Origin of the sequence: Aporhodopirellula sallentina SM41, from assembly GCF_000346505.1 — a bacterium.
GTDB classification, from domain to species: domain Bacteria; phylum Planctomycetota; class Planctomycetia; order Pirellulales; family Pirellulaceae; genus Rhodopirellula; species Rhodopirellula sallentina.
In genome coordinates, this window is the sequence record NZ_ANOH01000428.1 from 22,521 (window position 1) to 38,943 (window position 16,423).

The 16,423-nt window shown below is 57.0% G+C and carries 13 protein-coding genes; 10 read left to right on the top strand and 3 right to left on the bottom strand.

Annotated features, from left to right (window positions below; all coding sequences use genetic code 11):
• Nucleotides 1-140: 140 nt before the first annotated feature.
• The gene (locus tag RSSM_RS32760; RefSeq protein ID WP_008687525.1) at nucleotides 141-608 is read right to left on the bottom strand and encodes an AtpZ/AtpI family protein; all 468 of its coding nucleotides are present in this window, start codon (nucleotides 606-608) and stop codon (nucleotides 141-143) included.
• 308 nt (nucleotides 609-916) lie between these two features.
• Between RSSM_RS32760 and RSSM_RS27525 the strand changes: the two genes are divergently transcribed.
• The 6 genes from RSSM_RS27525 to RSSM_RS27550 all read left to right on the top strand — a co-directional run bounded on the left by RSSM_RS27525 (nucleotide 917) and on the right by RSSM_RS27550 (nucleotide 9,739).
• Complete coding sequence (locus tag RSSM_RS27525) at nucleotides 917-2,308, top strand: DUF4912 domain-containing protein (protein ID WP_008687526.1); 1,392 nt, start codon at nucleotides 917-919, stop codon at nucleotides 2,306-2,308.
• A 231-nt stretch (nucleotides 2,309-2,539) separates the two neighbouring features.
• Nucleotides 2,540-3,322: a ThuA domain-containing protein gene (locus RSSM_RS27530; RefSeq protein WP_008687529.1), complete on the top strand. Its 783-nt coding sequence runs from the start codon at nucleotides 2,540-2,542 to the stop codon at nucleotides 3,320-3,322.
• Nucleotides 3,323-3,390: 68 nt separating this feature from the next.
• A complete protein-coding gene (locus RSSM_RS27535; RefSeq protein ID WP_008687531.1) occupies nucleotides 3,391-4,764 on the top strand; it encodes a dihydroorotase in 1,374 nt (457 codons plus the stop codon).
• 151 nt (nucleotides 4,765-4,915) lie between these two features.
• The gene (locus RSSM_RS35275; protein WP_261340270.1) at nucleotides 4,916-5,044 is read left to right on the top strand and encodes a hypothetical protein; all 129 of its coding nucleotides are present in this window, start codon (nucleotides 4,916-4,918) and stop codon (nucleotides 5,042-5,044) included.
• Between the two features lie 14 nt (nucleotides 5,045-5,058).
• The gene (locus RSSM_RS27545; RefSeq protein WP_008687535.1) at nucleotides 5,059-6,159 is read left to right on the top strand and encodes an efflux RND transporter periplasmic adaptor subunit; all 1,101 of its coding nucleotides are present in this window, start codon (nucleotides 5,059-5,061) and stop codon (nucleotides 6,157-6,159) included.
• A gap of 166 nt (nucleotides 6,160-6,325) precedes the next feature.
• Nucleotides 6,326-9,739, top strand: coding sequence for an efflux RND transporter permease subunit (locus RSSM_RS27550; RefSeq protein WP_008687537.1), 3,414 nt, complete (start codon nucleotides 6,326-6,328; stop codon nucleotides 9,737-9,739).
• A gap of 1 nt (nucleotide 9,740) precedes the next feature.
• Here the strand turns inward: RSSM_RS27550 and RSSM_RS27555 are convergent, their stop codons facing one another.
• Entirely contained in the window at nucleotides 9,741-9,977 is a 237-nt protein-coding gene (locus RSSM_RS27555; RefSeq protein WP_044303833.1) for a thioredoxin domain-containing protein, read from the bottom strand.
• A 150-nt stretch (nucleotides 9,978-10,127) separates the two neighbouring features.
• Here RSSM_RS27555 and RSSM_RS27560 point away from each other — a divergent pair, with 150 nt between their 5' ends.
• The 4 genes from RSSM_RS27560 (at nucleotide 10,128) to cydB (ending at nucleotide 13,871) form a co-directional block, all read left to right on the top strand.
• Nucleotides 10,128-10,436 carry a winged helix-turn-helix transcriptional regulator gene (locus tag RSSM_RS27560; protein ID WP_008687542.1) on the top strand — a complete coding sequence of 103 codons (309 nt, stop codon included), beginning with the start codon at nucleotides 10,128-10,130 and terminating at the stop codon, nucleotides 10,434-10,436.
• Between the two features lie 251 nt (nucleotides 10,437-10,687).
• Nucleotides 10,688-11,335 carry a class I SAM-dependent methyltransferase gene (locus tag RSSM_RS27565; protein ID WP_144060171.1) on the top strand — a complete coding sequence of 216 codons (648 nt, stop codon included), beginning with the start codon at nucleotides 10,688-10,690 and terminating at the stop codon, nucleotides 11,333-11,335.
• A 38-nt stretch (nucleotides 11,336-11,373) separates the two neighbouring features.
• Nucleotides 11,374-12,846 carry a cytochrome ubiquinol oxidase subunit I gene (locus tag RSSM_RS27570; protein ID WP_008687547.1) on the top strand — a complete coding sequence of 491 codons (1,473 nt, stop codon included), beginning with the start codon at nucleotides 11,374-11,376 and terminating at the stop codon, nucleotides 12,844-12,846.
• Complete coding sequence (gene cydB, locus RSSM_RS27575) at nucleotides 12,843-13,871, top strand: cytochrome d ubiquinol oxidase subunit II (protein WP_008687549.1); 1,029 nt, start codon at nucleotides 12,843-12,845, stop codon at nucleotides 13,869-13,871. The genes RSSM_RS27570 and cydB overlap by 4 nt, the downstream gene beginning before the upstream one ends.
• A gap of 56 nt (nucleotides 13,872-13,927) precedes the next feature.
• Here cydB and RSSM_RS27580 read toward each other — a convergent pair whose 3' ends face one another.
• Complete coding sequence (locus RSSM_RS27580) at nucleotides 13,928-16,300, bottom strand: protein kinase domain-containing protein (RefSeq protein ID WP_008687551.1); 2,373 nt, start codon at nucleotides 16,298-16,300, stop codon at nucleotides 13,928-13,930.
• Between the last annotated feature and the right edge of the window lie 123 nt (nucleotides 16,301-16,423).

Below are 16,423 nucleotides of genomic sequence, written 5' to 3' on the forward strand. Positions count from 1 at the left end.
GACACTCCCTCCCTCAGACGAGATGCTCTCTCGCGCCCGACTCCCTCGCATCTGATTTTGCGATGGAGACGGTTTGGCACGTAACGCCCCGGCTCGAAAGACAGCCTCCGGCAAACGCCAGTCTCCCTACTTGCCGCCAATCACCCCATTTTGCTGGCCAAGACGATCAACCGGTAGAAACCGAGCGAAAACCCGATCAACAAGCCGGCGATCGCGAAGTAGGGAGTCGCGTTACCCAACCAATGATCGACCGCGTAGCCGGCTCCGCCAAGTATTAACGAGAAACTCGCCAACTCAAAACCTGCCGACGCCAGATGCATCATCGCTTGGCGTTCGCGAACCGTTGGCGCACGGCCGAGATCGCCTCCCGAGGTTCCGGTGGCGGGTTTCTTAGGTAACCCGGTGTCCCCCCCGTTGCCGGTTCGGCCACCTTTGTTGACACTGACCCCTTTGTGATCTGCGGCCGAGACGCGGCCTGTCGCTGAAACCGCCTGGGCATCGCACTGGGTTGATGTGTCTTCGCTGGAAGAGTTTTTTTCCTTCAGGGTGCCCCCGCCAGGGTGGTTCTGTTCAGGTTCGAACCGATCGTCGTCCGACTGGGTAGTCATTCGGGAAGTTCCTCGCAGAAAAGACTGGCGAACGCGACTAGCGTGTCTAGGTTGAGATTACGGAAAAAATCGGTTCTGGAGCGTAGTTGACTACACTTTTTGGGCTGAAATGTACATTTTAGGCAGGTAGCCCTAGAACCATTGGTGGTCCCTTGCCATAATGCTTTGGCAGCGAATTCCCCCTTTACCGCGACCTTTCGGGGCGATCTCGGTTTTTGTGGTATCAGCCTCAACCGGTGGGTTCCCTGCATGACAACTTTTGCACAACCCGGAGCCCGGCTTCAGGTCGAACTGACGAGGAATCCTTCATGATCACCAACGCAGACCTCAGTTCTCAAACCCGCCGGGAACTCGCCGAGATGGCGAAAAACTACGGAATTGTGGGCTGGCATTCGATGCGGAAGGACGACCTCATCGACGAGATTACCAAAATCCAGCGTCGTCTCCGCCGTCAAGCCGCCGCAGCAAAGAAAAACGAGCCTGCCGCGGAGAGCAAGAGCGGTTCGAAATCCAAACGTCGCGGTGATGTGATCAGCCGCCGCAGCACGTCCGAATCAACGACCAAACGCGTTTCGACGGCATCGGCCTCCAAGACCGAAATTTCTAAGAAGTCGAAGAAAGCCACTGTCAGCACCAGTGCACTATCTGCGTCCTCGACATCGTCGACCACCGCGGCGCGAACCAAATCGACCAAGCCTGCTAAACGCACCAAGGCTCGCAAGACCAACTCTCGCAATGACATCCCACTTCCCGAATTAAGTGAACCCAAAGTGTCGGCCAAAACGCTCCGCATTCGCGCCGAAATGCGTCGACGCCGCGAACTGATCCAAAAACGCAAAGATCTTTCCACCAACACTCTTGTCGCCGGGTCAGCCGTCACCGACGGTGCCGAACGACACCGCACCAACACCCCACACCGCGACCGCATCGTTCTCTTGGTTCGCGATTCGTTCTGGTTGCAGGCGAGTTGGGAAATCACGCAGAGCAGCGTCCAACGTGCCCAATCGGCATTGGCCGAGCGTTGGCACACCGCCGTCCCAACGGTTCGACTGCTCAGCGTTGGTGACGTGTCGAGCAACCGCGCCGAAACGGTTAGCCGCGACATCTCCGTTCACGGTGGCGTCAGTACCTGGTACATCGACGTCCAAGACCCGCCATCGCGTTACCGCGTGGCGATCGGCTATCTCGCCGACAATGGTGAGTTCCACTGCATCTGCCGCAGCAACGTGGTCGAAACTCCCGTCCCCGGCGACTGCGAACGACTCGACGAACATTGGCAAGACATCGCCGAAGATTACGAGCGCATTTACGCACTCAGCGGTGGGCTTGAATCGGGCAGCGGGGAGCTCCGCGACGCGTTCGAGGACCGATTGCAACGCCGCATGCCTCATCCGGCCGATTCGGGGAGCATGACCGGTGACCCGTCGCTGCTCCGCCAATCGAAACTGCGACTCGATGTGGAAGCCGAACTGATCGTGTTCGGTAAAACAGACCCGACCGCTTCGGTCATGGTCTCAGGCCACCCCGTCAAGCTGCAAAAAGACGGCGCGTTCACGGTTCGACTGGACTTCCCCGACAAACGCCAAGTACTGCCCATCACCGCCGAAACCCGTGACGGACTGCGTCAACGCACAACCGTGCTCGCCGTCGAGCGAAACACGAAAGTGATGGACACCGTGGAACTGCAAGAGAACAACTGACCCCTTTCTAGACTTTCCCACAGAGCAACCAATCTTTGCTCGGGCGACAATTTACGTCGCAACTGACGTACAACAGTGCATCCCCACAATGAACCGAAGCCCTTCACGGGGCTTCGGTTTTCTTTTGCCTTTTCGCTACTCATTGCCCGCCCTACTCCGGCAACGAGTTACTTGGCCGTCCGAGTGGCGACAATGCTGACACCGATCCCAGAAACAAGATAGGAAAATCTCATGCATCGCTACCGCGTACTTTCCCTCGTCCTGTTCGCCTCAGTCGCAGTCCTGGCCGCGAGTAGCCCCGTTCTCGCTGACGAAAGCATCGAGGGTTCCGCTTCCGACAGCGCCCCTCTGAATGTTCTGCTGATCACCAGTGGTTGTTGCCATGACTACGACTTTCAATCCAAGTCGTTGCAACTCGCGGCTGAGAAGGCAGGGGTGAAAGTCGTATGGACGGTGGTGTCCGAAGGAGGAAAGGGGACAGACGCTGAAATTGACTACTACGACAATCCCAACTGGGCAGATGGATTCGATGTGGTTGTACACAACGAGTGTTTCGCGTCGACGACCTCACCCGAATACATTCGCAAAATCACATCGGCTCATCATGCTGGGGTTCCCGCCGTTGTGATTCACTGTGCGATGCACACCTACCGCGACGCGAAAATCGATGACTGGCGTGAGTTTCTTGGCGTGACCAGCCGCCGTCATGAGCATCAAGCTCACTACGGGGTCGAGGTCGTCGCCCCGGATCATCCCGTGATGCGAGAGTTCCCCGAACCCTATTCGATGCCGATGGACGAACTGTACATCATCGAAAAAACATGGCCCAACACGAAAGTCCTGGCGAAATCGCAAAGCCAGGTCACCGAGCAGTGGCACCCTGTCGTTTGGACCAACCGGTACGGCGACGCGCGAGTTTTTGGAACGACCTATGGGCACTCACGCGAAACGTTTCAGGACGAAAACTACCTCGCGATGCTCATCCGCGGAATGGTTTGGGCATCGGGTCGCTAGCTCGATTGATCGACGGCGGGTTCGTCGGATAGGCTAGGCGGCTTTCTCGATACCCGGAACCAACGATCATGCCCCGCACTCTTATTCGTAACGCGTCTGTCGTCTTCCCCGGTGATGGACTGCGTTCGGCGTCCGGCGAGGTCCGCACCGCGAACATCCTGATCGGCGACGGCAAGATCCTCGACATCGATGCCTCGGACACTGCCGGTTGCGATGAACTCATCGACGCCGCCGGACGCCACCTGTTGCCTGGTGTGATCGACGACCAGGTTCATTTTCGCGAACCCGGCCTGACTCATAAGGAAGATCTCGCATCGGCGAGCCATGCCTGCGCCGCCGGCGGTGTGACCAGTTTTCTGGAAATGCCCAATACCAAACCGCCCGCAATCACGCTCGAAGGCGTTCGAGCGAAAGAGCAACTCGCCGCCGAGAAGTCCCTCGTCAACTATGGCTTCTACATCGGCGCCACACCCGACAACGTCTCGGAACTTGCGAACGCGGTCGACGTCCCCGGCATCAAGATCTTCATCGGCAGCAGCACGGGAAACCTGCTCGTCGATGAACAGGAAGCACTCGAGCGGATCTTCGCCGAAACCACTCTCCCGATCTGCTCCCACTGCGAAGACGAAACCACCGTCCGAGCGAACACCGAACGGTACCGGGGCACCACCGACATCGCCGACCACTCTCGTATTCGCGACGAGAAAGCCGCGATGATCGCAACCCAACGTGCGACCAACTTGGCACGACGTCACCGCCACCGGTTCCACGTGCTTCACGTATCGACGGCCGCGGAACTGGTTTACCTGCAAGACCCGTCGCCTTATCTCACAGCCGAAGTTTGTCCCCACCACCTTTTCTTCAATGTGGACGACTACCCTCGGCTGGGCAGCCGCATCCAGATGAACCCGTCGATCAAAACCAGTGCCGACAACGAAGGGCTCTGGAAGGCTCTCCAAGACGATGTGATTCAGGTCATCGCCACCGACCACGCACCTCACACGCTCGACGAGAAATCGCAACCGTATCCGAGCAGTCCCTCCGGATTGCCCGCAGTTGAAAACTCACTCGCCTTGATGCTCAACCAAGTCCACGAGGGCAAAGTGAATTTGGTCCAGGTGGCCCACTGGATGAGCGACGCACCCGCACGAGTTTGGGGAATGACCGGCAAGGGCCGAATCGCCGAAGGATACGACGCCGACTTGGTTCTCGTCGACCTGAACGAATCCCGCACAATCCTCGACAAAAAACAACACACCAAAAATCGCTGGAGCCCGTGGCACGGCGAAACGATGACCGGATGGCCCGTCCGAACGATCGTCGGTGGACAAACGGTCTGGTCGGCGGAGAATGGTTTCGACGAATCCGCTCGCGGCGGCAAACCTCGATTCGACCATTCACGAGGCGGTTACTGGGCTACCGCAGGCGGCATCGGCGAGTAACCGAGACGCGCACCAGCGACATGATACCGCAGTCGACACGCTTTCGATTAAATTGACATATCGTGACATGACGATACAATCAGTTTAGCCGTCCGTGATCAGCACGTCGCTGTCGTTAACGAGCACACAGACGCCTGCAATGAACGGCGTCATGCGACGAAACCTCTCGTCGACCGCGCGACGTTTCCCTCAGACGGGACACTTCACGATGATCAACCTCGTCGTTTTTTCGCACAAACACCTCGAATATCCGCGATACAACGACACAACGATCGTTTAACCACTGGCCCTGCGATGAAAATCAGCACACTCCAAACGTGGCTTCGACACAGCATTCGGTTGGTCGCATTCGTCGGTGCGATCGTCGTTTTGGTCGGTACCGTGGCTTGGCTATCGGGAATGATGGGCGAAAAAATCGAACCCGGATGGTCGCCTGCTCAGGGAACTGTGCTCACCGACCAACCGACCGACACGGTTCATGAAGTTGAAAAGTCCTACACCGAGGAAGCCGTCGGCACGCTCAAAGCATCCAGCCGCACCATCGTCAGTTCCAAGCTCCTCGCCATGATCGACGAAATCACCGTCACCGCGGGTGACGAGGTTGAAAAAGGCCAGCTCCTCATACGGCTCGACGACGAAGAATACCAAAGCCGATTGGCACAGGCCCAACGTGCCCTCGAAGCCGCCACGGCAAACCGCGAGCAAGCCGAAAAACAATTCGCTCGCATGCAAACGCTGATGAAACAAAACGCGGCGTCGCGATCCGACTTTGATAACGCGAGTCGCGATCTTCAGGTAACGATCGCCGATGAGGCCAAAGCGAAGCAGGCGATGCGAGAAGCCGAAGTCATGCTTTCTTACACCGTTATCAAAGCATCCAAAAGCGGACGGATCGTTGACCGCAGTGCCGAACCAGGCGACATCGCTCAACCGGGCCAACCCATTCTGACACTCTATGACTCAACGTCTCTGCGGCTCGAAGCCCCCGTGATGGAACACCTCGCCGTCAAGCTTCACGCCGGTGACCAACTGAACGTTCGCGTCGACGCGCTGGACCGAACGTTCCCCGCGATTGTCGATGAAATTGTCCCGCAGGCTGACGCACCGAGCCGTTCGTTTCTGGTCAAAGCGAGCCTTCCCAAATCAGACGACTTGTACGAGGGCATGTTCGGTCGGCTGTTAGTCCCCGCCGGCGAACGGCGACACCTTTGTTTGCCAACGGACGCGATTGTCCGTATCGGTCAACTCGAGTTCGTCGATGTCGTCTTGCCGGATAACAACATCGAACGCCGGTTGATCAAGAGCGGACAACTCGGTGTGCCGGGTCGCCAAGAAGTTCTCAGCGGACTCGACGTCGGCGAACGCGTCGTCCTGCACCCGACAACCTCACCATGACATAAGGAAACCCAAGTCACACAACCTACTAGACAGTGCCGATCTTCATCCTGTTCCAAGAATAACGATCGAATCAAACGCCCCAAACAATACTCGACCTAACAACATCCGACCAACAGCAGTCGGCTCACACTCAACGGCCCCGCCCCCGTCAACCGCGACACCGATGGATCACTCCGACTCCCCGCCGATTCTGACACGCATCGTTGAGGTTTTCCTCCGAGGTGATGTCGCGATCATGTTGATCGTCCTGTCGTTGATGCTCGGCGCAGCGTCTTTGGTGCTGACACCACGCGAGGAAGAACCACAGATCGTGGTGCCGATGGCCGACGTGATGATCAACGCGCCCGGATTGTCGGCGGGCGAAACCGAACGTCAGGTAACCGACCGGATCGAAAAACTGCTCTATCAGATCGATGGCGTCGAATACGTCTACTCGATGTCACGCCCCGGGTCGAGCATCGTGACGGTGCGTTTTTACGTGGGCGAAGACCGTGAAGATTCACTGGTCAAACTTTACAACAAAATCAATTCATCTACCGATCTCATCCCGCCTGCGGTTGACTCATGGGTAATCAAACCGATCGAGGTGGATGACGTCCCGATAGTCATTGCGACGTTATGGTCGAAACAAACGGATCGTTATGGCGATCATGAACTGCGCCGCATCGCTGAGGAACTGCAGCATCAACTCCAAGCGATCCCTAACACCAACCGCGTGGAAGTTCTCGGAGGACGTCCACGCCGGATCAACGTCCGCCTCGACGCGCAGCGGATGGCGGCCCATCAAACATCGCCGTTGCAAATCGCACGTGCGTTGCAACAAGGCAACGTGACGCGACGCAACGGCAACTTTGAACAACAAAACGAATCCTTCAACGTCGAAACCGGAACCTTCTTCCGCGACGTTACCGACCTGGAGAACATTGTCGTCGGCGTCAACGGTGGTCGACCGGTGTATCTCAAGAATGTTGCCGAGGTCATCGACGGCCCTGCAGAAGCAGAAAACTACAGTTGGATCGGCTTCGGCCCTGCCGACGAGACAGCCCAACTAAGCCTCGACGTTCGCGATCACGATAGTGAATCGGCGTCACCACGATCACTCGCCGAAACCTTTCCCGCCGTTCACATTTCCGTCGCCAAACGTAAAGGCACCAACGCCGTCAACGTTGCCCACGCGGTCGATGAGCGGATGCAGCAACTCGCCCGCTCGCACCTTCCTACTGGTGTCGAGTACCGAATCACCCGCGACTACGGCGAAACGGCCAACGACAAAGTCAACGAACTGGTCGAAGGATTGGTCGTCGCGGTGCTCACCGTCATCGGGCTGATCGGATTGACCATGGGATGGCGTCCGGCGTTGGTGATCGCGTTGGCCATTCCGGTCTGCTACAGCCTGACGTTGTTCGTCAATTTGATGGTCGGGTATTCGATCAACCGGGTGACGATGTTCGCGCTGATCCTGTCGCTCGGGTTGTTGGTGGATGATCCGATCACCGACGTTGAGAACATCGCCCGTTACTTCGCGATGAAGATTCTGCCGCCGCGGCAGTCTGTTTTGAATGCCGTCCAGGAAGTCCGCCCCGCGTTGCTGTTGTCCACCCTCGCGATCATCGCGAGTTTTCTACCGCTGGCGTTCATCACCGGCATGATGGGTCCCTACATGGCGCCGATGGCGTTGAACGTTCCGCTGACGGTTTCGATATCAACGTTGGTGGCGTTTGTAATCACGCCCTGGTTGGCGATGGTTTCGCTGAAACAAATCAACAACTCGCACAACAGCGACGACACCTCCCAATCGACCGAAAGCGACCACGCCGACGGATACGACATCACGAAAATGCCGTTGTACCGTATCTCGCGATGGATTCTCACGCCGATTCTGCGTGGTCGTTTGATGGCGTGGGGAGTATTGGCCGGCGTGGGCATTCTTCTCGCCGCGGCGATGCTGCTGCCGTTGATGCGAATGGTCCCTGTCAAAATGTTGCCTTACGACAACAAGAACGAATTTCAAGTTGTCATCGACATGCCTGAAAACGCCACTTTGGAACGAACCGACGCGGTGGCGCGCAGAATTGGTGTTTATCTCGGTGGGCTCTCGGAGGTAAAGGACTACGAGATTTTTGTCGGAATGGGCTCACCCATTGACTTCAATGGATTGGTACGCCACTACTTTCTTCGCAGTGGCTCCAACGTAGCCGACATTCGTGTCAATCTCGTCGACAAAGATCACCGAACGCAGCAATCGCACGAACTGATTCTACGGATCCGAAATGACATCGCCCGTCTCGCCGAGTCGATGGATGCGAACGTCAAACTCGTTGAGGTACCGCCCGGACCTCCCGTGCTCGCATCCATCACGGCGGAAATTTACGGACCGCCCGACGCAAAATACGACGAACAGATACGGGTTGCCCGCCGAGTCCAACAACGAATGGCTCTCGAACCCGGACTCGTGGACCTCGACGTCAGCGCCGAGGACGATCAAACACGATACATCTTCGAGACCGACAAACCCAAAGCCGCGCTCTCGGGGATCTCCACGCAAACGATCGCCGACACCGTTGCAGCCGCTCTGAGCGGGGATCGAACAACGGTGCTGCATCTCCCCGACGAAGTCGAACCGCTCTGGGTGGAGTTGCGGTTGCCGCGACACGAACGATCGGCACTCGATGAATTGGAAGAAATCTACGTTCAGGGAGAAAACGGCCAGATCGTGCAGCTCGGTTCCTTGGGAACGTTTCGCAAAGCCATCGAAGACAAGACGATTTATCACAAGAATCTCCAACGCGTCGTCTATGTGTACGCGGAAGTCTCCGGACGCCCACCGGCCGATGCGATCATGGACATCGAATTCGATCGCCTCATTGCTGCTCGAGCCGATGACAGCGTGCATGCATCGGACGAGACCGCGAACTCACCACGTCCACTCAAGGATCGAACATGGTTGTCGATGGGGGGCAACGTTGCCTGGAGCGTGCCGGAGGGATATTCCGTCGTTTGGTCCGGCGAAGGCGAGTGGGACATCACTCTCGACGTCTTCCGTGACCTTGGAATCGCGTTCGGAGCGGCACTACTCGGAATCTTTGTCATCTTGATGTTTCAAACCGGATCACGGTTGCTGCCGGTGTTGATCATGTTGGCGATCCCATTGACCATGATCGGGATCATGCCTGGTTTTTGGCTGCTCAATGTTTTCACCGACAAACCCATTGGTGGGCATCCCAACCCCGTATTCTTCACCGCGACTGCAATGATCGGGATGATCGCGTTAGCAGGGATCGTTGTCCGCAACTCGGTCGTGCTGATCGACTTCATTCACCTAGCACAGAGCGAAGGGCACGGCCTGCGTGAAAGCATCATTCGATCCGTTGCCGTGCGGACGCGGCCCATTCTATTGACCGCGGGAACGACGTTGCTCGCGAACTGGGTGATCACCCTGGATCCGGTTTTCTCGGGCCTGGCGTGGGCAATCATCTTTGGCATCCTGACTTCGACCGGTTTTACTCTCGTCGTTATCCCAGCAGCCTATTGGCTGCTGTACCACGAACAAACTTCATCAGCGGATAACGCGAACTGAACTATTTTAGCGCGGAGAGATCAGCACCGTGGTTGATATGAAAAACCTCCTTATCAAACACCAATGCAGGTACGGATTGAACGCCAAACGTCTCCGCCTCGGCGACGCGATCTTTTTGTTCTCCGAGGTGAATCACCTCGACGTCGTAACGAGTCGGATCCAAAGCGCCTGCGACAGTTTGTTCCGCGCTGATGCAGACGGGGCATCCGGCGTGATAGAATCGAGCTTGCGTTTTCATATCGGTGTCCTTTTTCAATTGAGTCAATCGCCATCATCGGCGGAAACTGGAATACGCGAACTCTAGACTCATGCGTGACGCTTTCTACCGTGCACCTTTCGGTGCCCTACTTACCAATTGGTAACAATTCGGAGACGAGGAGCAAACTTTTTGAGTAATTCTTCTCAAGACGTCGACGTCGCCACGATTCTTCAGAACGTGTTGGGCTGTAAATGGACGCTTCACATCCTTGCCCAGATCCGTCAAAACGTGAATCGCCCCGGCGAATTGGTCCGATCAGCCGACGGTCTGACAACCAAAGTCCTCAACGAACGCCTTACCAAACTGATCCGCTTCGGCATTCTGCAGAAGACCAGTTATCCGGAGGTCCCACCAAGAGTCGAATACGAACTCACCGAATTCGGAAAACGGTTCTCGAACCTACTCGATGAAGTCGATCGCCTGCAGAACGAATTATGACACTGTCCCCTTTTATCAGCGGTTGTGCATTGCGATAACTCGTTTCCAATAAACGGCAATGACACATCGACCTCGCCCCACTCCCACCCTCGAATGATTTGCATCGCAGTCAATGCGTCTGACGATTCGAATCTCCCCATCCACCCCCTGTCTGAAGAGAGAATATGAACCTCCAACTGACACTGATTCGCCGTTCCTGCCTGATCGCAATTGGGTGCGCCATTTTGGCGTTTCACACATCGTCCACTGGGATGGCACAGGACCGTGCCGCGACGGCTGTTCCGGCGGGGATCAACGATAAATTCAAAGACCCTGAACTGAACGTCGATGAATGGTTGCAACGATTTGAGGTCGAAAGCCGTGAGGTTTACGGCGCACGCAAAGAAGTTTTGCAGGCATGTGAGATCACGCCCGGCGATACCATCGCCGATGTCGGTGCCGGAACGGGCTTCTACAGTCGCCTGTTTGCCAAGCGAACGGGACTGGACGGTTGGGTGTATAGCGTCGACATCTCACCGAACTTTCTACAACACATTGCCGCCCGGGCAACGGCCGATGGGATCGTGAACCTAACCCCGGTTCTCGGCACGGACGTCTCGGTTCGACTGCCCACCGAATCGGTCGATCTAGTCTTCATCTGCGACACCTACCACCACTTCGAAACTCCGTCGGCATCGCTGGCGTCAATCTACCGAGCGTTGAAACCCGGCGGGCGACTGGTCCTGATTGACTTTGAGAGAATCCCCGGTGAATCGCGGGAGTTCATTCTCGGTCATGTACGTGCAGGTAAGGAAGTCTTCCGGAGCGAGATCGAGAACGCAGGATTAGAGTTTGTCGATGAAGTCGACGTGCCTGCGTTTGAAGAGAACTACCTGCTGCGTTTCCGCAAACCTCAGTAGCCAACTCTGACCGCCCAACGATTCCAAAAGGGACAACCATGGACGTCGAGATTCTCAGCCGGCTGCAGTTCGCCGGCACGATCATGTTTCACTACTTGTTCCCTCCGTTATCAATCGGTTTGGGCCTGCAACTCTTTTTATGCGAGCTAGCGTACTTCCGAACCAAGGACCTCGCCTGGGAAGCCGCCGCGAGGTTTTGGACCCGCGTCTTTGCGGTCAACTTTGCGATGGGCGTGGCGACAGGCATCGTGATGGAATTCGAGTTCGGGACCAACTGGGCCGCCTACTCGCGGTTCGTTGGTGACGTGTTCGGATCCGCACTGGCCGCCGAAGGAATCTTCGCCTTCTTCCTCGAGAGTGGATTCCTGGCCGTGCTTGTTTTTGGTTGGGATCGGGTCGGTCCCAAGATGCACCTGTTCAGCACCCTGATGGTTTTTCTCGGGTCGATGTTCAGCGCGGTGTGGATCGTCGTCGCCAATAGTTGGCAACAAACCCCTTCGGGCTACCACATCGTGTGGCACGATGTTCAAGGTGAAATGATGCCGCGTGCGGAAGTCACGGATTTCTGGGCGATGGTATTCAATCCGTCTTCGGTCGATCGCCTGACGCACACGTTGATCGGCGCGTTTGTCCTGGGTGCGTTTTTCGTTGCCTCGGTATGCTCGTTCTATCTACTGAGAAATCGACACCTCGAAATTTCGAAACGATGCCTGTCGATCGCACTCCCTTCGGCTTTGCTCTTCACGCTTCTCGCCGCGGCGACCGGGCACGATTCAGCGCAGAAATTGGTTGAAACTCAACCGGCGAAACTCGCCGCGATGGAAGCTCACTTTCACACGAGCGACGAACCGACCGGGCTGACATTGTTTGGATGGCCGGATACCGAAAACGAAACCGTGCGATTTGGAATCGAGATACCGTACCTGCTGAGTTTGATGGTTTACAACGACCCGACCAAGCCCGTCCCCGCCATGGACCAAATCCCGGAAGACGAACGTCCGCCGGTTTGGTTGCCCTTTCAAACGTTTCACTTGATGGTTGGACTGGGGACGTTGATGATTCTCATTGCCGGATCGTCCTGTTGGTTTTGGTACAGGGGATCGTACAGCACTCGCCGTGGTGTGCTGTGGGCGATGGTTGCGATGCCTGTCGTCGCGATGACCGCCAACCAAGCCGGTTGGATCACCGCGGAGGTCGGGCGGCAACCATGGATCGTTTACCCATCGGTCCAAGACGGCGTGGAGATGATGGGACTACGGACGGCCGATGGGCTCAGCGAGTCGGTGACCGCCGAACAAGTTCTCAGCTCGATCATCTTGTTCGGCGTCATTTATTCGATGCTGTTCGCCGTTTGGATCTTTGTGCTCAACCATAAAATTCAGCACGGCCCCGAGTCGCCTGAAGAACTCGCGGAATACAAGCAAAAACTGCATGCCGAGTCGATGAGCGAAGCGTTCGGTCACCACGGCACGTCTCGAGCCGGCGGGATGATGGAGGACGGCACCCGATGAGTTACGACCTACTGACACTGATTTGGTTTGGACTGTTAGGCGTGCTGCTCTGTGGGTACGCGATCCTGGACGGTTTTGATTTGGGCGTGGGCATTCTTCACCCGTTCATCGCGAAAGACGACACCGAACGACGCCTCGTCATGAATTCGATCGGACCGCTTTGGGATGGCAATGAGGTTTGGTTGGTCACGTTTGGCGGGGCTTTGTTCGCTGCGTTTCCGGTAGCCTACGCGACCGTATTTAGCAGCTTCTACACGGCGTTCTTCTTGCTCTTAACATGCTTGATTGGTCGAGCCGTGAGTTTGGAGTTTCGTTCCAAAGTGGTCAGCACGACGTGGCGACGAGTTTGGGACTGGGCGTTCTTTGGGTCGTCGATTACCGCGGCACTTCTGCTCGGAGTCGCCGGCGGCAATGTGATGGCCGGTATGGAACTCGGCCCCAAATATCACTACGAAGGCAGCTTGCTCAGGCAAGTCTACTGGTACCCGCTGCTCGTCGGTGCGTTGACGGTTTCGCTGTTTTCGCTGCACGGAGCGATCTACCTGTATCTGAAGACCGAGAACGAATTGCAAACACGGGTGCGTGCTGCAATCACACCGTTGTTCTTCGTCTTCGCCGGTCTCTACCTCGTCGTGACGTTCGCAACGTGGTGGCACGTCCCGCACGCAACCGAAAACCTTTCCGCACACCCATGGTTATGGGTTGTCCCCGTTCTGAACGCCTTGGCGGTACTCAACATTCCGAGAGCGATGCATTGGGGAAAACCGGGCTATGCGTTCTTCAGTTCGTCGATGGTGATCTTGGCTCTCGCGACGCTCTTCAGCGTGGAGATCTTTCCCAATTTCATGATGTCGACCATCGATCCTGCCTACAGCATCACGCTCGAAAACGCACGCAGCAGCCGTGACACGCTCGAGATCATGCTGATCATTGCTGGAATCGGTTTCCCGTGCGTGTTGAGCTACACCGTGATCATCTACTGGATCTTCCGCGGGAAGGTCAAACTCGACCCACACAGCTATTGATTCTCACGCTCGACACCGAGTCTATCAGCCCTCGCGTAGTGAACGTTAAAACCGATCTACGCGACGGTCATGGTCTCGACATCGTTCGGTGTTTTCTCGCTCTCGTCGCCACCGAGCTGTCCACCGGAGGAGTCGTCATCGCCGATTCGCCTGACGACCCACCACAATCCAAACATCACCAGTAGGATCGACGCGATGGCCGCGATTCCCTCGCGAAACAGCGAACTGCGGAGTTGACCAACCGGACCGAGCACTTCGGACAATCGATACTGGACGAGCACCAACAAATCAGTCGACCGCTTCGGCGTGAAGGTTGCTTTGGCGTTAGATTCAGTATCGTTGTCGCTGTCGGTCGACGATGAAGATGCCGATGCCTCGGTGTCATTGAGAGCCGCGATTTGGCTCGGTGCTTCCGGCAAGGTAACCGGCTGCATGGCCGCGATCCACTGTCCGGCATAGGACTCGCCTCCGGGAGCGGACGCCATCGGATCGCGGTAGTCGACATCGCCGCCTTCGAGCAACGCATCGACCAGTTCCGACGCGACTTGATAACGCTCCTCGGACAGCGTGGCACCCTGACGTTGTTGTTCGTCCATGAGTGGATGTTGCAGAACCGTCCCACGCAACTTTCCTTGCCGAGCCTCGACGAGCACTGCGACTTGACTGCCCGATCGCCCATTGGGCGCCGCACCGTTCTCACGAAGCAATTCGAAATCACCCAGATTGATCGTGGCAACAAAAACCGCGTCGACTTTCCCCGGTTGCGTCTTCGGATCGAGACGCACCGGCGTGCTGATCGCGATCTTCCACAGGCCTGTCGCGGTGCTGCGGAACGCGGACGAGAGATGAGTCCTTTGCAACGGCGAAACACTCGAAATCGGCAACTCCTCCGGCGAGAAATCACGGTCGCCGTTGAAGTAAGCACGATAGGCATAGTTACGCCCCGCACTGTTTTGTTCTCTCGCAACATGCCGACCGTACGCGATCGAAAAGATCGTCCCGGATGAATCGACCACGAACAATGACGCGAGTCGTTGCCGGTGCGTGGTGAGACCTTGCTCGGACGTGTAGATCTGCAGCCGGCTGTCGAGATAATCATTGAGCCGGTGACGGACCGGCGAATCCAAGATCGCATCGCGAACGTCTGCCTTTTCGAGCGCCGCCGCGGGCGTTTCCGAAGACGCAATCTCTTCCAAGGACGACTTCATCACGGGGTCGTCGAGCGTCTCGCGCAGCAGTTCTTCGAACGCGTCCCGTTTGGACTCTCGTTCGGTGAGTTGGAAGTACCGTTCGATTTCGGTCTCGAGCGTCTGTGCGGCAAACCGAGCGGCGAGCTGGTTACTGCCGAACGCTTCGGTTCGCAGAGCCGTCGTGGCGGACTCGGTCGCGCGGTTGATGCTCCGCATGGCGAAAACGCAAGTCGCCAACAACAGCAAAATAGGGCCAACAATTCCTAACAGCATCAGCGGGCGACGACGCTGTTTGTCTTCGCGGCGTTTCAAATCGCCCAGCACCTGCTGCATGTTCGCGTAGCGCTTCTTGGGCTCGACCGCGAGTGTCTTTTCAAGGATACGACGCAGCGGTCGATCGATCCCTCGACGTGACAACGCATCCACCGCCGAAGGGGCCGCAGCGATCGCTTCGCGGTATCGAGCCAAACGTCCCGGCAAGGACCCTGCCGTATCGAGCTGCGAGAGTAACGATTGGTCGCGGTGAGGCGCGTTGCCGGCCAACATCCGATACAAAAGTGCCCCGGCGGCGTAAACGTCCCAGCGACTGTCGGGGGTGGAATTCAAATCCGCCTGTTCGGGTGCCATGTAGAACAGCGTTCCCATCGCGGGCGTCTGGTCGTGCGACATCCGACTCTGCCCAAAATCAGCCAACTTGGGTTCGTTGTCTGCCGCGAGCAAAATATTGGCCGGTTTGACGTCACAGTGCAGCACCCCTTTGCCGTGACAATGGTTCAGCCCGACGCAGATTTTCTGAAACATCTCGACGGCTTCACTGACCGGCAATCGGCCACGCTGCAGCAGCATCTCTTCGAGCGAGCCACCTTCGACGAGTTCCATGACGTAGTAAGGCGGATCGGCATCCCAACCGACCTCGAGCACCTGAACGACGTGCCGGTTTGCCGACAACTGAACGAGGTTTTTGACCTCCCGAGAGAGCAGCGACCAATTCACTCCGCTGCGGTGCAAATAAAATTTGACCGCGACGCCACGTCCGGTATTCAGGTCGCGACCGATCCAAACCTGGCCAAACGCCCCCGCACCGAGAAAACGTTCGACCCGCACACCGGGGACCTCCGCCGGTGGCATGGTCGCCTGCATCGACAAACGCCGCGCCGCCGCCTGGCCGACCGCACCCTGATCTTCGGTACGATCCGGCTCGGGGCCGGGGGAGGGATTCGGCGGGGAAGGTTCAGTCACCCTGTGGGCACCATGGGGTCGACGAGAATCGGCATGCAACACGAACTACGATGGCTCTGATGATATCATTGGATGATGACCAGTGATGACGCAAGCCCGGCGACGAACCGCGGTGGTTGGGTT